Source organism: Teredinibacter purpureus (assembly GCF_014217335.1).
Classification (GTDB): Bacteria; Pseudomonadota; Gammaproteobacteria; order Pseudomonadales; family Cellvibrionaceae; genus Teredinibacter; species Teredinibacter purpureus.
On sequence record NZ_CP060092.1, the window covers coordinates 2,981,432 to 2,997,326 of the forward strand.

A 15,895-nucleotide genomic window follows, 5' to 3' on the forward strand; every position below is an offset into this window, starting at 1 on the left:
AACGGCTAGAACGTTTTTTAAAGACAGAAATGTTAGTGTAGTATCTGGAGATGATTCAATATTGTTGTACCGTAAGCTGATCGAGGCAGTGGTCATTTAACAAAAATCTGCACCTGAAAATTTTTTCTACGCTCAATTGTGTATGTCGCGTAGCTCCATTTTACACAATTTCTCTCCGCAAAAAGCGCAGGTTTTCTTGGCGCTAGGAAAAAATTTAGGGTCAAGCATGGATAAAGGTTACCTTTTGAATATGGTTAAGTTCCTTCTTCCTACCGATCAATAAGAAGATACTCGTGAAATAAGTGTATTAGGCTTGGAAAATTTAGGTTTATCAATGCCTGTAATGCTTTCTTATAAGCAAATAAATGACGTCGCCAAACCAGAATATGCTCAAGATCAAGTTGACGAGGCATTTTTCTCATTTTTTACAGATAACGACTCTGAAACACTTAAAGACCTTATGTTTAATAATGCCTTAAATGACTTTGATATTGCCCCATGGGAAAAAATGATAGAGGAGTGTTACGAGTCATTTTTTAATAAAAGGTATTTAGTTGTTGTTCCAACCTTGATAACTGTCATTGAAGGCTATCTATCATTAAAGATTGGTACATTTAACACAACAAATGTACGCATGATCACTCCCACAGAAACTAAGGCGCAAGAAGCCCATTTGCACAGGCGAGATAAAACAACTTGGCTATCAGTTCCTGAGATTGTTGACGCGCTTTATCAGAAAAGTGATTTAACAGGGAATGAGCCTAGCAAACTGAATAGGCATTGGATTTTACATGGGCGTAGCACACCGTTAGAAGCCAAAACAGACTCAGCTAAATTATTCATCCTACTTGGGTCTCGGGCAATTGCCTAACAAGGCCAAGCACAATCGTGCATTGAAAAAAACGCATTACACTGGACAGCCTACGCTGGCTTCGCCAACTTTACCCCAAAACTCCACTCCCGCAAGGCGGGCAATTTAAAAAAGCGTTAGGGCAAACATGAATTTAACGATCATACTGTTCGGGTTACTGTTTCTTGTCGGGTGCATACCTCCTAGTGCGATGCTTAAAACACAGAATATACAGGCTATAGAAGCTGGTTTTATTGCAGACAGCGAAACAGGAAAAATACTTTCGTCGAATCAAGAGGTTGATTCATTGGCAAGCGGTGTAGTAAAGACACTTAAGCTAGCAGGATTTAGAAAAACAAACCAAAGTGTTTCTTTTGGGCTTCTTCCGGCAACAGGGCATACTCAAAATTTAGGCTTCTATTTAGTTGAAAATGAATATGTACAAGCCTATGTAGAAATATCTAAATCAAGTATCAAAGTTATATTTCGTGAGATGGAGCTGGAGCATGGCGCTAGCAACTTTACAACGAGCGAAATAGAGCGGGAAATGGTACGAATTGCTTCTGCAACGGTAAGCCAGTACTTAAAGTCTACAATTGGGAAAAGAAGCATCAGGATTGTGGTTTACGATAATCCGTAAAATCCCTAACAAAAATCTGCAGCTTATAAATTTTGCTACGCTCGTTTTTGTGTATGTCGCGTGGATCTATTTTATACAAAAATTCTGCCCGAAAAATTTTCAGGCGAGTACGGCGTTGATTTCAATCAATAGCGAGTTATATACATGAAAGTAATGGCATTGTTTCTATTGTTTCTATTGTTTCTATTTTTTCTCTTGGCTGGGTGTGGGGTTACTTATTCAAAGCTGAATGCGGTTGAAAATGGAAATATAATTACAATTGAAGATACGTATGCATACTCTAAGATAATCGGGTTATTCAAAGAGCAGTGGTTTTATGGGGTAGTAAAAGGTGAATACATCGCCTCAGCATATGATAATAAAGGTGTGTATTATTTGGGTGACCCTCGTGCGGTCATAATTTTGTACGATCATTTTGGCGAAAAATTTCTTAAAACCGGCGTGCTCCCTACCGAAAAAGAAAAAATCGCGTGCTGTCACGGCCCATGGTTCAATAACTCTGGTGGTGTTTGGATTCCAAACGATACGAATGTATTGCCTAAGCTGTTCCTAGTAATGTCATCTAAAGGTCAAGGCTTAAGCGCTCAATCCCAAGATAATATCGCCGCTTTAGGTGCGCCGGTACTACACCTGACAGCGCCCATTGCTAGATCTTTAATGGAAGGGAAGGTTATATTTGGGCCTGAAATTGACGATGAAAATCTTTTGGGTATGTTAGTGCCTAAATAATTTAGCAGGTTATTCTACAAGCCACCTGTTACAAATGCGTATCAATATTTGGGCGGGTATACTTAAGTATATTCGAATACATTGAATTATTTTACAATTCTAAGAGAAGCCACTCCGCAAATGGTTTAGCGCTTAGGTAATACAACCCCGTTTTCTCTTAACCTTTCTGGTTTAATGGGCCAATTATTTCGCTGGCCCATCATTTCTGCCAATGTCATCACATAATGGCTCGTTGATAATCGTATGGCGGCTTATACAGCATGCCATTGTGGAATTTACTTTACGCTGATTTACGCAGGGTAGGCGCAGCTGTACGCACCAGTGCTGCTCGTCACCGTCATTTAAATTAAATTCCCCACTTTCTTATCAGGATTTTTTCAATGAAGAATAATATTTTTTTTAAAACGCTTATTTTTTTATGTTTTAGCCTCACAATTTCTGGGTTTGTAGCCGCCGAAACACAGATTATTGGCGGCCAAAATGCAGTAGAAAATGAATTTCCTTGGGTCGCGGCCATTAGAATTAGAAATAATAATAATTGGCAAACCAACCATCATTGTGGCGGGGCACTGATTTCAGACAATCTCGTGGTGACCGCGGCACACTGTGTGTATGGTCGCAATGCTTCAAGTTTTCAAGTGGTGCTAGGCGAGCACCAGCGTTCGAATAACTCAGGTGATGAGCAGGTTTTTAACGTTAGGCGCATGCACCGGCATCCGAACTATAACCATAATAATGCTACTTATGATTTAGCCGTGATTGAGCTAGATGGTAACGCAACAATTGTTCCGGGTGTGGTTGAAATTGCCTCAATAGGCAATGGCCCTGCAGAGGATGATCTAGTGACTATTATGGGGTGGGGGCTTACGTCAAACCTTAATATTGCAGGCCAAGTTGCTAGTAATATTTTACAAACAGGTGAAGTTACCGTGCTAGGGTGGGACGCATGCACTAATTTACGCAATATTCACAATAGAGGAAGGCAAACATTCTGCGGCCAATCGGACTTCACTAATACCTGTTATGGCGATAGTGGTAGCCCTGTAATGCGTTTAAACACGAACGAAATCGAAGGTTTAGTCAGCGGTGGAAGTGCAGGCTGTACAGCAGACTACGCGTTCTATACAGATTTTGGTAATAGTTGGTACTGGTTGCAGGCGTGGGTGGATTTTCATGAAGATCAACATACAGCGTCTATCTCCTGCTATACGGCTGGTAATGCCGCAACGTCTTGTAGTAATTCCGGAAGTTATTTGCGTGGAATGAGCTACTACTGGACCAGTTCTCGCTACGGCATGCCCGTGGTTTACCCTAGTTATGGTAGCTTTCCTTATACTACTGATAACAGCCGAATTATTTTTACACACTCGGGATATAGCAGCTGCCCTAGCGGTACCCGTATTTCACTCACGACTTCTTTTTATGGTTACCCTGTTGGTAGTGATAGTTTTACTTGCCGTTAAATTTTACGGTTCTAGTGTTGCGTGGTGAATTAAGGGGTTCGTGTCCATTGATTCGCCCTGGCTGGCCGATATAGCAACTATGTCCTTCAGTTAGTGCTTCATTGCTCTCTACCCTATGGCCTTCGTTCATCACGTTGGCTGTAGGGCTTGCTTAAAACACAACTGGCCGGCAGTTTTTGATAGGGTAGAACAGGTTTACCCTTCAATGCTGAAGCGCTTCTCTTCCATATTCGCCATTATCACGGCTTCCACGTTGAACCACCAAAGTCTTCTGGGTGGGGGATATTGATACGTTTATATTCACCGCCCTTAATATATAGCCCCTTGTCTTTGGAGGGTTGTGGGAGTTGCTGTCAATGGCAACTCAATCATTGCAAAGCTTTGGGGTTGAGAGCCATTACATGGTGAATATAGGGGGGCTTCTTTATTTGAAATATTATTTCCTTCGAATTCCAAACAATACTCACCATGTGAATAACCGGCTGCTACCATGCCCGCCCTCAAGGTTACCTTTCCGAAAAACCTTATAATTACAGGGAAATTAGTGTTTGATATTGTGGTTAAGGAGGCCCACAGAATAGTGCTTACGTTAGGTTTTTCACGGATATGCCGCACGTATTCTATGTGTGAGCAAAGCGAAGGAGAGCTTGCATTAAAGCCGTATTTTTTGCAAAGTTATGGTCAGCACTGGCTTAGTGATTTGTCTGCCTATTCGCGCTAGGTAACGCAAACAAGGTAGTGGGTATATACAAAGCTAAAGGAAAATATTAATGCCGTACGAAGAGTGGAAAATAGATTCAAGTAATAGGGTGACGGGTAACATTACAACAGCGGTTACCTTCGATGGTGATGTTTCGAATATTGGTGGCCTACCGAGAATTGGTGGCGCAAAAGTGACTCGACACCATATTATTGATATTCGAACAATACAAGATGTTTGGAATCAAGCGTGTGAGCTTGAGGATGACCGTGTGATTGTAGCTTTATGCGATTGGGCTGCGTGCCCTGTGCGTCAGTTTAATCTTTTATTCGGTAATAAATCGGTTAAACCGATGCGGTTAATTCAGGGGATTTGCTGGAATCCTTTCAATATTGTGGTTGGCCCTGGTTCAACGGTTCGTGTTGGCAACCCCGGTGAGCGCGAATTTGATTATATTGCTTTTGTCGATCAGCGAGACCTTCATGTAGCGGAGCAAGAGTTTAATTCCCACCTAAAGCGGCTTAGAAGTATAGAGCTATACATGAAAAAATATTGCGACTTGGAAGTGCCCTTGAGTTTGGGTGGGAGTATACGCGTGCTCGATTCGGACACGGAAATAAGTGTTGATGATCATCTGTATGAACGCGACTTGGCCGTTAATAATGCGACTGTGAATAGCCTTGTTTCGCTCTTGTCGTCTGACAGACCTACGTCCTACCCCGCATTATTTACAGCGCTTCGAAGCAGGGTTAATCCAGCGATGGCGGAAGTTAACTCTACCAATGACTTAAAGCGGCCTGATAAAGCGTCAGTTTTCTCATTGGCTTTTATTCCCGGTAGTTTGATAGACCCGCGTCTTTGGTCTGATGATCAATTATCCAGTAATGCCCAATTTTCTGGGCCAGCTACCTATTAACCGTGACGTTGTTTTGTTGGCCGAGTAGGCTCGCTGGTTTTGCCTGTCACGGGTAACGCAGCCAACATTATTCAATGTTGGCTGCGGCAATACACGTTAAGCCGCTATAGCGCTGTTTTGTATAAGCCATGCAAGCCTATCAACCGGTTAGTTTCTGTCGCAGTCGAACCCTTTCGGCTGTGGAGCGTGCACCCCATTCCATTGTTTCTTGTAAGAGTTCCTACGATGAATCATCAACGGTCATTAGTTGCCGTTAGTGTGAGTTTTTAGACGGCATTACTTTTAAAATATTTTATTGGCTGAAAGGTTGTTATGAACAGGGTGGCGCGAAAAGGTTGGTTGTTGTCGCCTAAATATTAGCCTTTCACGGTAGTTTTCTTAGTTTATTGTGACGGTGATAAACGTATAGGAAGCGAATTGGTTGTAAGGAGTCTATTCTTACGGCGTTACAGCCATTTACGGTTTCTTGAGGAAATACACCATGACGGACCATAAAAATTATTGTTAGGAAGCCCGGCGTTGAGTGAACGTACTTTAGATGTCGGGGATCAGTTTTTTGATTCTGACTATACTCTTATCGAAAAAATAGGTGAGGGTGGGTTTGCGCAGGTATACAGTGCAAAAAATAAAAAAACGCTGCAACGAGTGGCAATAAAAATAATTACAGTAAACGACGGCTATAGCAAAGCTAAACGACAGCGCTATATTGACAGGTTTGAACGTGAAACTTCGTTAAGTAGCCGATTACACCATCTCAATATCGTACGTCTTTTAGATAAAGGAAGGTGTGGCGATAATCTGGTTTTTGCGGTATTCGAATATATTGAAGGTGAAACGTTACGAGACCGGTTGTTTTCCTCTGGAGCATTAATGCCGGAAGACGCTGCCGAGGTTATGGCTCAGATATTAGATGGTTTAGTGCATGCCCATGAGCGGGGAGTTGTGCATCGAGATATTAAGCCTGCGAATATAATGCTATCAAAGATAGATGAAAAAATTCATGTCAAAATAGTGGATTTTGGTATTGGTGCATTGATAAAAGAAGCGCGTGACTTCGATTATAAAACCATCACGTTAACAAACGAAACCTTGGGAACGCCTTCCTATAGCGCGCCAGAGCAGTTAAGGGGTGAGCCTGCAACCCCAAAGACAGACATCTATGTTTGGGGGCTTGTTCTTTTGGAGTGCTTAACAGGTGCGCCCGCTATATCGGGCACTAGTGTGGCCTCTATTGTACAAAAGCAGCTGAATTCTACTCATGTTTCATTGCCTGCAGGTTTGGTGGGGCATCCGTTGGGTAGGTTATTGCGTGGTGTACTCAATAAAAACGTGAACGATCGTGTAGGCGATACAAGCTCACTGTACCGTTTATTTACGCAGTTAAATTTTTCGTCACTTGTTGGGCGTTTTCAGCCTCCTCTCTTGCAGGGCAAAGGCCCTATAGGTTCGAGTGGTGAGGTAACCAATACACTATTATTGGATGGCAATGGCCGTCGTTCTGGTTTTGCTGAGCAAAAACATATTACGGCACTGTGTATAACGTTAGTGAGTTATTCGACAGCGGGAGCGTTAACGGATAAAAATGCGGTTGGTACTTTTCAACGGGATCAAATGTCGAAATGTATCGATATAGCCACACGGTTTGGCGCGACTCACGCTGGCACCTTGGCTGATACGTTGTTATTTTATTTCGGCTACCCTCGTGTAAGTGGAAGTGATGCGCGTCTCTGCGCACGGGCGGCCTTGGAATTTATTGGTTATCTGCAAAAAAGACGCAGTCTGCTCAATAACACCCAATCATTATTCAATGATGCAAAGATAGGTATTCATACGGGAATGGTAACCGTAACGGCCGAGGAGTTGCCGGAAGGCGATACGCCCAATATTGCCATGTATTTAGGGCGAATGGCGAAGCGTAATCAAATTTTATGCTCAGAGAGTAGCCGCAAAATTCTCGAGAGTTTTTTTGATTTTGAAGCCTCCACGCTTGTGTGTACAGGAATGGACCTTGTGGAAATTCCCGTCTATTCCATTGTTGGTGAAAAAGTGGTGGGAGAAATGGGGTTTTTGAGTGACCATAAAAGGCATCGCAATTTTTTCGGTCGGGAATACGAAGTAAAAGCGCTAATAGGTGCTCTTTCTCAGAATGTGTTGTCGCGCAGTGTTTATGTGGGCGGCGAAGCCGGTATGGGCAAGTCGAGGCTAGTCTTAGAGTATTGCAATACTACGCGAGAACACTTGCATACGGTAATTCAGTGCTTTCCGGAAAACAAAAATAATGCCCTATTGCCGGTATTGGCCATGTTAAAAAAGCGGTACGCGTTATCGGGATTACCGCCTCATGATGCCATTAATCGGCTAACATTTTACCTTCAGAAATCGGGCGATATAGATTGTGCCTTGGCGATCCCCATTTTGTGTGTGTGGCTGAATTATAGTATTCCACCGGAATACCTAGTGCCATCACTACCCCCTAAAAAACTAAAAATACTTTTATTTGACACGCTTTCATTTCTACTTGCTGAGCCAATGGGCCAGCTTAAACGCAATACTCTTTTTCTAGTCGAGGATATTCACTGGGCAGACGAGACAACATTAGCGTTTTTAGCAATATTTATAGCGCAACAATATTTTATAAAGAACGAACATCGTTTCATTTGTACCTCACGTGAATCGCTTCCAAAGGTGCTAGCAAAGGTGGTGTCTTTCCCAATGCTCCTTACACGATTGAACCACGAGAGTGCAAAGGCATTGGTCTCACAGTTGTTTGAAGGTAAGCCCGTGTCATCAAATATTTTGAGTATTATTGATAGCCGTGCAGAGGGTATACCGCTCTTCATAGAAGAGCTGGTTAGGTTGTTAACGCAGCGAAATCTTGTGCATTTTATTAACGGAAAAATAGACCTTATTAACACGCGTAGAATAATCGCGATACCAGAAACGCTTAACGAAATACTACAACAGAAAATAGATGCACTTAGCGTAGGAAAAGACGTAATTCAGTTAGCATCGGCGATGGGTCGAGTATTTCGCTACGACATACTTTCGTGTATTACAAGTAAGAATCCTGTTCAATTACAGTGTGAGATAGATGAGTTAGTGGGTGCAGAGCTAATTTATCGGCAGCGAAAAGTAGGCGGTGATTCTTATGTATTCAAGCATGACCTAATCCGTGATACGGCTTATGCAAGTATGCCGTGTATCAATAGAAAGCGTGCCCATAGACATATCGCTTACGCTTTAGTGGAAACGCTATCTTTAGATGCGGTAGCGGTTTCCGCAGGCACTATTGCGATGCATTTTGGGGAAGCGGCTATTTTTGAAAGAGCGGTAGAATATGGGCTTGTAGCCGCAGAATTTTCATTGGCTCGATACTCTTCTCACGAGGTAATTATTCAGGCAGAGAAAAATAAGCAATGGTTAGGCTTGTTGGGAAAGCCTGCACCAGTCGAATGTAGTATTAAAAATATCCGGTTGTTAGCGGTAGCCACTATGAAACGTAAAGGATTAGCCTGCGAAGAGCTACGCCGCTATTCTGATGAGTACGTTCGGTTACTACTAGAAAATGAACGTTACTATGAACTAGTAGCCACGCTTTGGTGGCGTATTCTTACGAGTGTAGTGGGTAATAATGTGAACGCGGTAGTCAAGTTATTGGAGCGGTTTGACATAGCTAAGAGTAAAGATAGCGTTAAAGACAACGACCTAAGTAAAACGGTGAAAAAGTGCGCGCAAGCATGCTTTTTTTTTGCAAGAGGTTCGGGTCAGTCTTACCCGAAAATACGTCAACTAGCGCTAGCGTGTCTTGTTAATACCCCGAAGTGTAATGCGTTTGGTGAAGGCGAATATAGGCAAGCTGAACGAACAGCCACAAATTTTTACAATGCACTTTTATCATGCTCATTTTGTCCGTCAAAAGATATGACGAAATCGATTACGGTCGTCGCTCCTGTACTCTCCCGCGCCAGTATAATGAAACGTATTCCCTCGGTGGGTAGGGCGCTTATGTATCTAGCCGAACTGTACAGTATTCTTTACAATCGCCATACATTGGCATTGTATTCGAACGTAGTGGATTATCTACCCGATAAAGGCGTGCATGGCGTGTGTGGTTATTACGACAACCTTTACTATCGGCGAATACGTGATGTTTATTGGGGACGGAACGATAGTTTCGTGCTTATTAGCGGCGAGTCTAATTACACGTTATCTCACTATCGCTCTATGTATTCTGGTACGTTGCATGGACGGGAAGATCACATCAAAACGTTAGCCAAGCTGAAGGCATGTGTCGTTGTAGATAACTACATAAGGTTAAGAGCTTGTAAAACTCAGATGCGTGTTTTAACCGCGAAAAATGTCATTAGCGTTGATAGTAGCAATCAGTTATCAACCGTAATGCCTGAGGGGGATGATGACGCGACCCTGTGTGCACTTTGGCGTTAGTATTACGTAATCAACGCCCCTTAATAGAATTTAAACGATAATAAATGGGCGTTATTCTATGGCTATTATTGTTAACAAAAAAACTAATCTGACAATAACATTACACGTTAATCATACTTTTGGCCGCGACTGTAAGACGAATATTACGTGTTTGCAAAGCCCCGGTGCTTCACGTAATCATGCGTCCATTGCTTGGAATGGCGACACATGGCTTCTCAAAGACACCAGTTCAAACGGAACATTTGTAGAGGGGGTCCGTGTGTCTAGTGGGTGTTACGTGCCGATTAATGCTCATGTCAATATTCAGTTTGGTCATTTGTCTATAGACACGTGGGAACTTTTGGATCTGTCTGCGCCAGTCACCTGCTTAATACCGTTGTACGCAGATCTCCCCTCTATTCCCCTGCATGACGTTGAGATCCTAACGGTAGACGGTGACGATATTATGATTTATCTAGCGGAAGGAGGGCAGTGGGTCTGTGAGAGTGATGCTGAAATAACGCCACTGAAAACGGGATACAGAGTGGGCCTCAACGGCCAATATTGGATGTTTATGGATGCGCACCCGTGTGGGCCTACCGCCACCTCGGATATGTTGCCAGCGCTCGATAATATTGAGTTTTGTTTTAATGTAAGCCGTGATGAAGAGCATGTATTGCTTCATATACGGGCTAACAACGAACGTATCGATTTTGGTGAGCGTAGCCACCATTACTTACTGTTGCATCTCGCAAGGCAGCGTTTAACGGACCATAGGCTTGGTTATAGTGAGCCCGAGAGAGGTTGGATAGCAACGGATCAATTAGCAAAAGATCTTGGTTTAAGTATGCAGCATGCCAACACTCAAGTTTATCGTTTTCGTAAATTGGTCGCCGAGAAATTGCCAGAAAACTGTACTTTGCAGCAAGTTATAGAACGCCGACCAGGCCAGCTGCGGTTTGCCTACAATAATATTCAGATTGCCGGTGGAATTCAGCCCTGCCAAAAAAATAGTAGATCATAGTAGATCATAGTATAGGGGTACGTCTTACTGTTTTTTGTAGTGAAGTGAATTGCAGTGGTGATGGGGGCGTCATATAGTATAAGCGCGTCATTATATTTAGGGTTTTGCGAATGAATACTCATCTTGGTTTAACGCGTAATCAGGCACAACATTAAAGTCGAAATTCCACTGGCTTTCGTTTTTGGTGACGATTACATCAATCACAGACGCACTGGTTGGAGGGGTGTATTTTACCGACCGAGAAAAACACTGAACGGTATAGTTTTCATCATTAATAACGGGAGATGCCACCATAAAGTATAGCGCGGGCTCATATTCAAATGTGCAGATCATTCCCACATCCTGGTCGGGCATTGATACTACTTTACAGCCACCCACATACCAGCAACAACTGAGTGTTTGGCCCGGGTTCGTTTTGTTGGTTACACCGTGTTGAGATGTCATTAGGTATTTAAGCGATTCGGAACGTGGAGCCGCACTTACGCGTGGTGATAGGCCGTTACTTGAGGTGGCGTCGAGCAGTTGATGTGTATTTGATCTTACAGGATGAGAGGCAATAAGTGACGCGTTCTTATAGCCTGTTACTTCTACAGAAACGGATACATCCTTACTGGTTTTAAACGTGGCTTCCGCCCCAGAAGATAACTCTAGATGTTGCCAGGCATGAACATTAAAATTTTTGCTGGGCCTTAACGGTCGCAAGAAAACTAATACAGATTTGGCGGACGGGTTTTCGGCCTGCATTACTACTCGTATAAAGGGCATACTAGGTCACCATTTTTTGGCTAAAAACCCCCTCAGACAACGTTCTTGAGGGGGGAATACAATTGAATTACTTTGCAGAAAAATCGAATGTCCAAAGCCCATTGACTTTGGTGAGCGTTACATCAACTTCTGTGGCAGTAATGGGCATTACATATCGCGTCATATCAGAAAAGTTCTGAACGATATACGTTGTGCCTATCATTGGTGGCGATGCTACCATGAAATAAAAGTTTGGTTCATACTCGAAACTACACGTCATGTTTGCGTCGACGTTTGGCATTGTCACAACGGGACGTTCATTGACGTACCAATTGGAATCGATCTGAATGAATGGTTCAGTTTTATTAACCACGCCACATTGGCTAGGGGTAAGTTTAGATTCCGCTAAGGTACGGGGTGCTGTTTCGAGCTTGGGTGACAACCCGCCTGGGCTGATGGCTTGCATGAGCTTACCCGGCACAATAACCTCTTTTGACGAGTTAATAATGTTGCCCGTTTTCTCGCCATCGCTGGTTACATCCGTCGATATAACGGCGTTGTAATCAAAAGATTCGGTTGAACCTGCTGAACCTGTTAGTACTTGCCATGCATGAATTTTATAGTTTCGTTGAGGATTTTGTGGCTTCAAAAAAACGATAACCGTTTTTCCTTCCATTGAATCGACATCAGTTGTTACGTTAAATTTTGCAGTCATAATATTTCCCTTATTTGTATTCGTACGTTTTAAAAATTTATACACCTTTAAAAGGTAATTTAAAATCCAGCCAGTTAAAGGGCCGACACTTACATGACGGGTGGTAACGTATGTTCGTGAAAAACTAAATGGTGTACAAAAATATTTTTTGGATGTGATTAGTGTTTATGGAATGTTGGCACAATCTTCTTGTGAGTTGACTGGATTAAAATTACTTTGGTAGGTAGTCCATTCAGGCCACACAGTAATCTGTGACGAGAGATTATTGGGAACAGCATGGTTTCCCCCGTGCCTAACATTATCGTGCCCAAACCAATTATCATTGGTAGAGTCACGATTGGCGAACATGGGGTCTATGTTCCAAAAGAGCTGCGCGAAGGGTACCCAAACTGTTGGTATAGGGTTATCTTGGTCGTCACGCTTGTTTGATTTGTAGAATAAATAATAGCGATAGTATGCCTCCGACGAAACGCAAAGATAATCATCGTCTAAAGGGTTTGACGGCGAATCCTCAAATGATCGATTAAACTGATCCCCCGCATCACTTTCGCGAGAAAAGTTATAAAACCAGCTGTTATCTTCATCACTATCAAAATCTAGAACATAATCCCCTGCTGTAGAGGTTATCTGCTTTGAACTATCTTCTCCGTCTATATCTTTAAAGTTTACTAGCTGTGCGTCTCCGATTGTGCCTGCGCAATCCCCCATCGTGACTGAATACCGGATTTTTACGCCAGCTGCGCCACCTATACCACCGCCAAATTCAAGTTCTGGGTCGTTGTCGGTATCAGGAACGATATTGAAGCCGTCTACAGCCCTATTGGTTAATGTATGGGTAGGTATTTTGACGTCGTATAAGTAGGATTCTTCAATGCCCATTTGGTCTGTAACTGTTATACGATATCGCCCGCTCTTAGAAAAGTAGAATGACATGTCTGAGCTAGAGCGTCCCCCCTCTAACAAGGTAAGAGGGGTGAGAGTGCCTGTTTCAATGGTTGTTTGTGGTTCATCTACCACCACGTAGTTACTAATGGCGATAGTACGGAGGTCGTCCACAGTATTGTCGGTATTAAGATTTTGTGCTTTCCACGATACACCTTCAAATGAAATGTTTTCGCCTGCACACACATCAATGGCTTCTACACGAAAAATATTTAGAGATAGAAAAAGGAAAACACTAATATTTTTTGATTTATTGCCGAACGATAACGTCATGTTAGTCTCCAAAAAATAGCATTGGTCAACGGAAAGATAATGGGAAATATAAAGTGGATAAATTCTATGTTTAACGGTTACTAATGTTCAGGTTTAATGACTTACGTTACCTTCTTACGGGTAAAACACACCTCTTGTAATAGTACCTTGGTCATCAGTTAGAAATATAAGCCGGGTAAAGTAAGTAGGCTCCACTAAAGTTGGCGTGCGTGTGCTGGTAGTGCGTTTAGGAGGTTCTTTATACTGCAATTTAGAGCCTGAAAAATGAACTAGCCAACCGTTTTTGGGGCTATAAAGGGGTTCTTCTTCGTTTTCTGCATCGCGCTTGAAGGGCATAGCTAACCCTATATGTTTCGGTTGAATTTGTATTTGCCCAATATCGATGGTGTCTATTGAGCGTGAAACACTCGTTAAAATATCGGCAATAGTTTTCGGGTATTGTTTTTCGGCTACAGTGCTAAGTGTCCAACCATCTTCATTAACAATATTGATCAAGGCGGTGCTTTGATTTTTTATTACCGGCGTTATCCATTTTTGGGGTGTGGTTTTTGGGGTGAAAGCAGTAACCAAGTTAATGTCTCTATTCCCTGTTACATGGCCAATCATTACATTCACGGGATACGCTGTTATTGCGCTACCTTTTTTGGTTAGGCAAGGTAGGTGATATAGCCAGGCAGAATTGACTGAAACATGGGGTTCGTTATAGTTGAGGCCCATGTTTCGATATTGAACCCATTGATAAAAATCTTGCGGGTTTTGGCCCTTATCTTTTTTAATGTTTGTTCGGTACTCTTGCCAGCATTCTGCGTCTACGCCAGAATAGGATTTTATTGTCTCAATAGTACTGAAGGCCGTGTATGTTGGTTCGGTATTGCTAGGCTTCCAGCTAATGGTACCTACATTATGGTAGGCAGGCGTGGAGGCCAATACGCTCGGTGCTAGTGCAATAGTGCACAGTAGCAGTATCGATAGGGTTGTAGTATTCATTTTTATCTCCTATTTTATTCTGCATACCATGTAGCAAAGTGGGTGTCGGAATTCGCCGGCGACTTTTCAACATGCCCATTAACAGCGCTGTCGCGTTCTGTCGACAAACCGGTTGCAGAAAAATCTTCACCGACTTTTCGGGCTTCTGAATTGCGGAAGTTATTTTTGTTATCTTCTACACCGGGAACATGGTCCTCTTCTCGGTTGTTAACTTCCGCGCCGTAGTATACGGCGTTGAAATTTGCGTTATCAAAATTTCCTTCCCATACGACAGTCTTGTATACGACACCGCCATTCGTCCATTCGGCATTATTTTCTTCGTGGCTTACTTGATAGTTTTGGCCTTCCGTTGTTGGTGCTTCACCGAACCCCATACGCCACACGTCATTTTGTGTGGTGTATTCCCAGTATATTTTTGCGGTTTCACCTGGTCTCTGGCCCCATCCGGTTTGCAGCCAGGCCATTTGATCGGCATTATTATTTACGCCGGCCCACGCGCATACATCTGCGATGATCGCTGTGGGTTCTACATATTCGATAGTCGATTTTACGCCGTCAAACCATGGCTCTTCATCTAGAACATCGCTATACCCTTCATAACCTCTTTCCGCTAGCGTGGCCTGGCTCGCTAGAGCGGCATTTATGACCAGTGCCAGACAGGGTAAATTTATGTTATGCATAACGCCTCCCTAATTATTTGATGTATAACTATGACGGAGATAAAGTAAAAGCGTGAATTTTGATGTGAAAATTTTAACTTTAGTGAAAGGTGTGGTGTCTATTCGATTCGAGAAGGGGGCGCTAAGCCGCTATGCGGAAACGAAAAGTGCTACTACGTAGTTTGATTTGTTTGAGCACGAATTAAATAATTAACATAGGTGTTTTTCGCCCGTGTTTCTGTTGCAGTTCTAACGGGTTTTGCCGCGTCTACGGTTGGTGCAACGGCCTCGCCGGTCTGGGCTTCAGTATTTACTTGGCCATACAGTGGCGATACATCTCCTCCTATTCCACCGAGTGTCGTTTCTACATATGGGTGAACGTGCTCTTGAAGTGCGTCTGCTTGAATAGAGCCCACAAAATTTCCTGACCAGGCACTGGGGTTTGAGTTTGCCTTTCTATCATTTGCATTTGGGTCATTTAATGTGTGACTCATCTCTGGATCCAGAGTGTTTTCTGCATCGTGATTTACGCCCCGTAGAAATTGTCCTCTGTAATCTGGGAGATAGAAATGTCCCTTATCTTTTTTTCCATACACAAAGCCTATAGCTTTATAGAGTTCAAAAAATTCTGCTACCGAAACAACTGCGCCATCACATAGTAGCCAGCCTTGGCGAGCGAGTGCCAAATTGTAGGTTTTGCTATCTAAGGGTGCAAAACCCGGAGGCACAGTATTGCCATTGGCATTTTCAGTGCTCGTTACGATTCCCGCATAGGGAATAATACTGCCGACTGGAAGTTTAAAAGGCATAGTGGATTACCTATAAATT

Annotated in this window: 13 protein-coding genes; 7 read left to right on the forward strand and 6 right to left on the reverse strand. The window is 42.9% G+C overall.

The window, feature by feature from the left end:
• Window positions 1-313 precede the first annotated feature (313 nt).
• The 7 genes from H5647_RS13135 to H5647_RS13165 all read left to right on the forward strand — a co-directional run bounded on the left by H5647_RS13135 (window position 314) and on the right by H5647_RS13165 (window position 10,747).
• The gene (locus tag H5647_RS13135; RefSeq protein WP_162926394.1) at window positions 314-871 is read left to right on the forward strand and encodes a hypothetical protein; all 558 of its coding nucleotides are present in this window, start codon (window positions 314-316) and stop codon (window positions 869-871) included.
• Between the two features lie 127 nt (window positions 872-998).
• A complete protein-coding gene (locus H5647_RS13140) occupies window positions 999-1,490 on the forward strand; it encodes a hypothetical protein (RefSeq protein ID WP_045859141.1) in 492 nt (163 codons plus the stop codon).
• Between the two features lie 144 nt (window positions 1,491-1,634).
• Window positions 1,635-2,219: a hypothetical protein gene (locus H5647_RS13145; protein WP_045859144.1), complete on the forward strand. Its 585-nt coding sequence runs from the start codon at window positions 1,635-1,637 to the stop codon at window positions 2,217-2,219.
• A 380-nt stretch (window positions 2,220-2,599) separates the two neighbouring features.
• On the forward strand, window positions 2,600-3,682 hold the full coding sequence (locus tag H5647_RS13150) for a S1 family peptidase (protein ID WP_045859146.1): 1,083 nt from the start codon (window positions 2,600-2,602) through the stop codon (window positions 3,680-3,682).
• Window positions 3,683-4,452: 770 nt separating this feature from the next.
• A complete protein-coding gene (locus tag H5647_RS13155) occupies window positions 4,453-5,298 on the forward strand; it encodes a hypothetical protein (protein ID WP_045859149.1) in 846 nt (281 codons plus the stop codon).
• A gap of 519 nt (window positions 5,299-5,817) precedes the next feature.
• Window positions 5,818-9,744, forward strand: a complete 3,927-nt coding sequence (locus tag H5647_RS13160; RefSeq protein WP_052692061.1) for a TOMM system kinase/cyclase fusion protein — start codon at window positions 5,818-5,820, stop codon at window positions 9,742-9,744.
• A gap of 58 nt (window positions 9,745-9,802) precedes the next feature.
• Window positions 9,803-10,747 carry an FHA domain-containing protein gene (locus tag H5647_RS13165; RefSeq protein WP_045859151.1) on the forward strand — a complete coding sequence of 315 codons (945 nt, stop codon included), beginning with the start codon at window positions 9,803-9,805 and terminating at the stop codon, window positions 10,745-10,747.
• 96 nt (window positions 10,748-10,843) lie between these two features.
• On the opposite strand, the gene H5647_RS13170 is transcribed toward H5647_RS13165, so the two are convergent.
• The 6 genes from H5647_RS13170 to H5647_RS13195 form a co-directional block, all read right to left on the reverse strand.
• On the reverse strand, window positions 10,844-11,512 hold the full coding sequence (locus H5647_RS13170; RefSeq protein ID WP_162926395.1) for a hypothetical protein: 669 nt from the start codon (window positions 11,510-11,512) through the stop codon (window positions 10,844-10,846).
• A gap of 67 nt (window positions 11,513-11,579) precedes the next feature.
• On the reverse strand, window positions 11,580-12,206 hold the full coding sequence (locus H5647_RS13175; protein ID WP_045859156.1) for a hypothetical protein: 627 nt from the start codon (window positions 12,204-12,206) through the stop codon (window positions 11,580-11,582).
• Window positions 12,207-12,371: 165 nt separating this feature from the next.
• On the reverse strand, window positions 12,372-13,421 hold the full coding sequence (locus tag H5647_RS13180; protein ID WP_045859158.1) for a hypothetical protein: 1,050 nt from the start codon (window positions 13,419-13,421) through the stop codon (window positions 12,372-12,374).
• Window positions 13,422-13,535: 114 nt separating this feature from the next.
• The gene (locus tag H5647_RS13185) at window positions 13,536-14,408 is read right to left on the reverse strand and encodes a hypothetical protein (RefSeq protein ID WP_045859160.1); all 873 of its coding nucleotides are present in this window, start codon (window positions 14,406-14,408) and stop codon (window positions 13,536-13,538) included.
• A 14-nt stretch (window positions 14,409-14,422) separates the two neighbouring features.
• The gene (locus tag H5647_RS13190; RefSeq protein WP_045859161.1) at window positions 14,423-15,088 is read right to left on the reverse strand and encodes a hypothetical protein; all 666 of its coding nucleotides are present in this window, start codon (window positions 15,086-15,088) and stop codon (window positions 14,423-14,425) included.
• A 152-nt stretch (window positions 15,089-15,240) separates the two neighbouring features.
• A complete protein-coding gene (locus tag H5647_RS13195; protein ID WP_052692062.1) occupies window positions 15,241-15,876 on the reverse strand; it encodes a phage tail protein in 636 nt (211 codons plus the stop codon).
• Between the last annotated feature and the right edge of the window lie 19 nt (window positions 15,877-15,895).

Bases quoted from the DNA above. Each gene is read 5' to 3' on its own strand.
- H5647_RS13145 (WP_045859144.1), top strand. From the start codon at position 1,635: ATGAAAGTAATGGCATTGTTTCTATTGTTTCTATTGTTTCTATTTTTT.
- H5647_RS13190 (WP_045859161.1), bottom strand. From the start codon at position 15,088: ATGCATAACATAAATTTACCCTGTCTGGCACTGGTCATAAATGCCGCT.
- H5647_RS13175 (WP_045859156.1), bottom strand. From the start codon at position 12,206: ATGACTGCAAAATTTAACGTAACAACTGATGTCGATTCAATGGAAGGA.
- H5647_RS13180 (WP_045859158.1), bottom strand. From the start codon at position 13,421: ATGACGTTATCGTTCGGCAATAAATCAAAAAATATTAGTGTTTTCCTT.
- H5647_RS13140 (WP_045859141.1), top strand. From the start codon at position 999: ATGAATTTAACGATCATACTGTTCGGGTTACTGTTTCTTGTCGGGTGC.
- H5647_RS13150 (WP_045859146.1), top strand. From the start codon at position 2,600: ATGAAGAATAATATTTTTTTTAAAACGCTTATTTTTTTATGTTTTAGC.
- H5647_RS13185 (WP_045859160.1), bottom strand. From the start codon at position 14,408: ATGAATACTACAACCCTATCGATACTGCTACTGTGCACTATTGCACTA.
- H5647_RS13170 (WP_162926395.1), bottom strand. From the start codon at position 11,512: ATGCCCTTTATACGAGTAGTAATGCAGGCCGAAAACCCGTCCGCCAAA.
- H5647_RS13195 (WP_052692062.1), bottom strand. From the start codon at position 15,876: ATGCCTTTTAAACTTCCAGTCGGCAGTATTATTCCCTATGCGGGAATC.
- H5647_RS13165 (WP_045859151.1), top strand. From the start codon at position 9,803: ATGGCTATTATTGTTAACAAAAAAACTAATCTGACAATAACATTACAC.
- H5647_RS13155 (WP_045859149.1), top strand. From the start codon at position 4,453: ATGCCGTACGAAGAGTGGAAAATAGATTCAAGTAATAGGGTGACGGGT.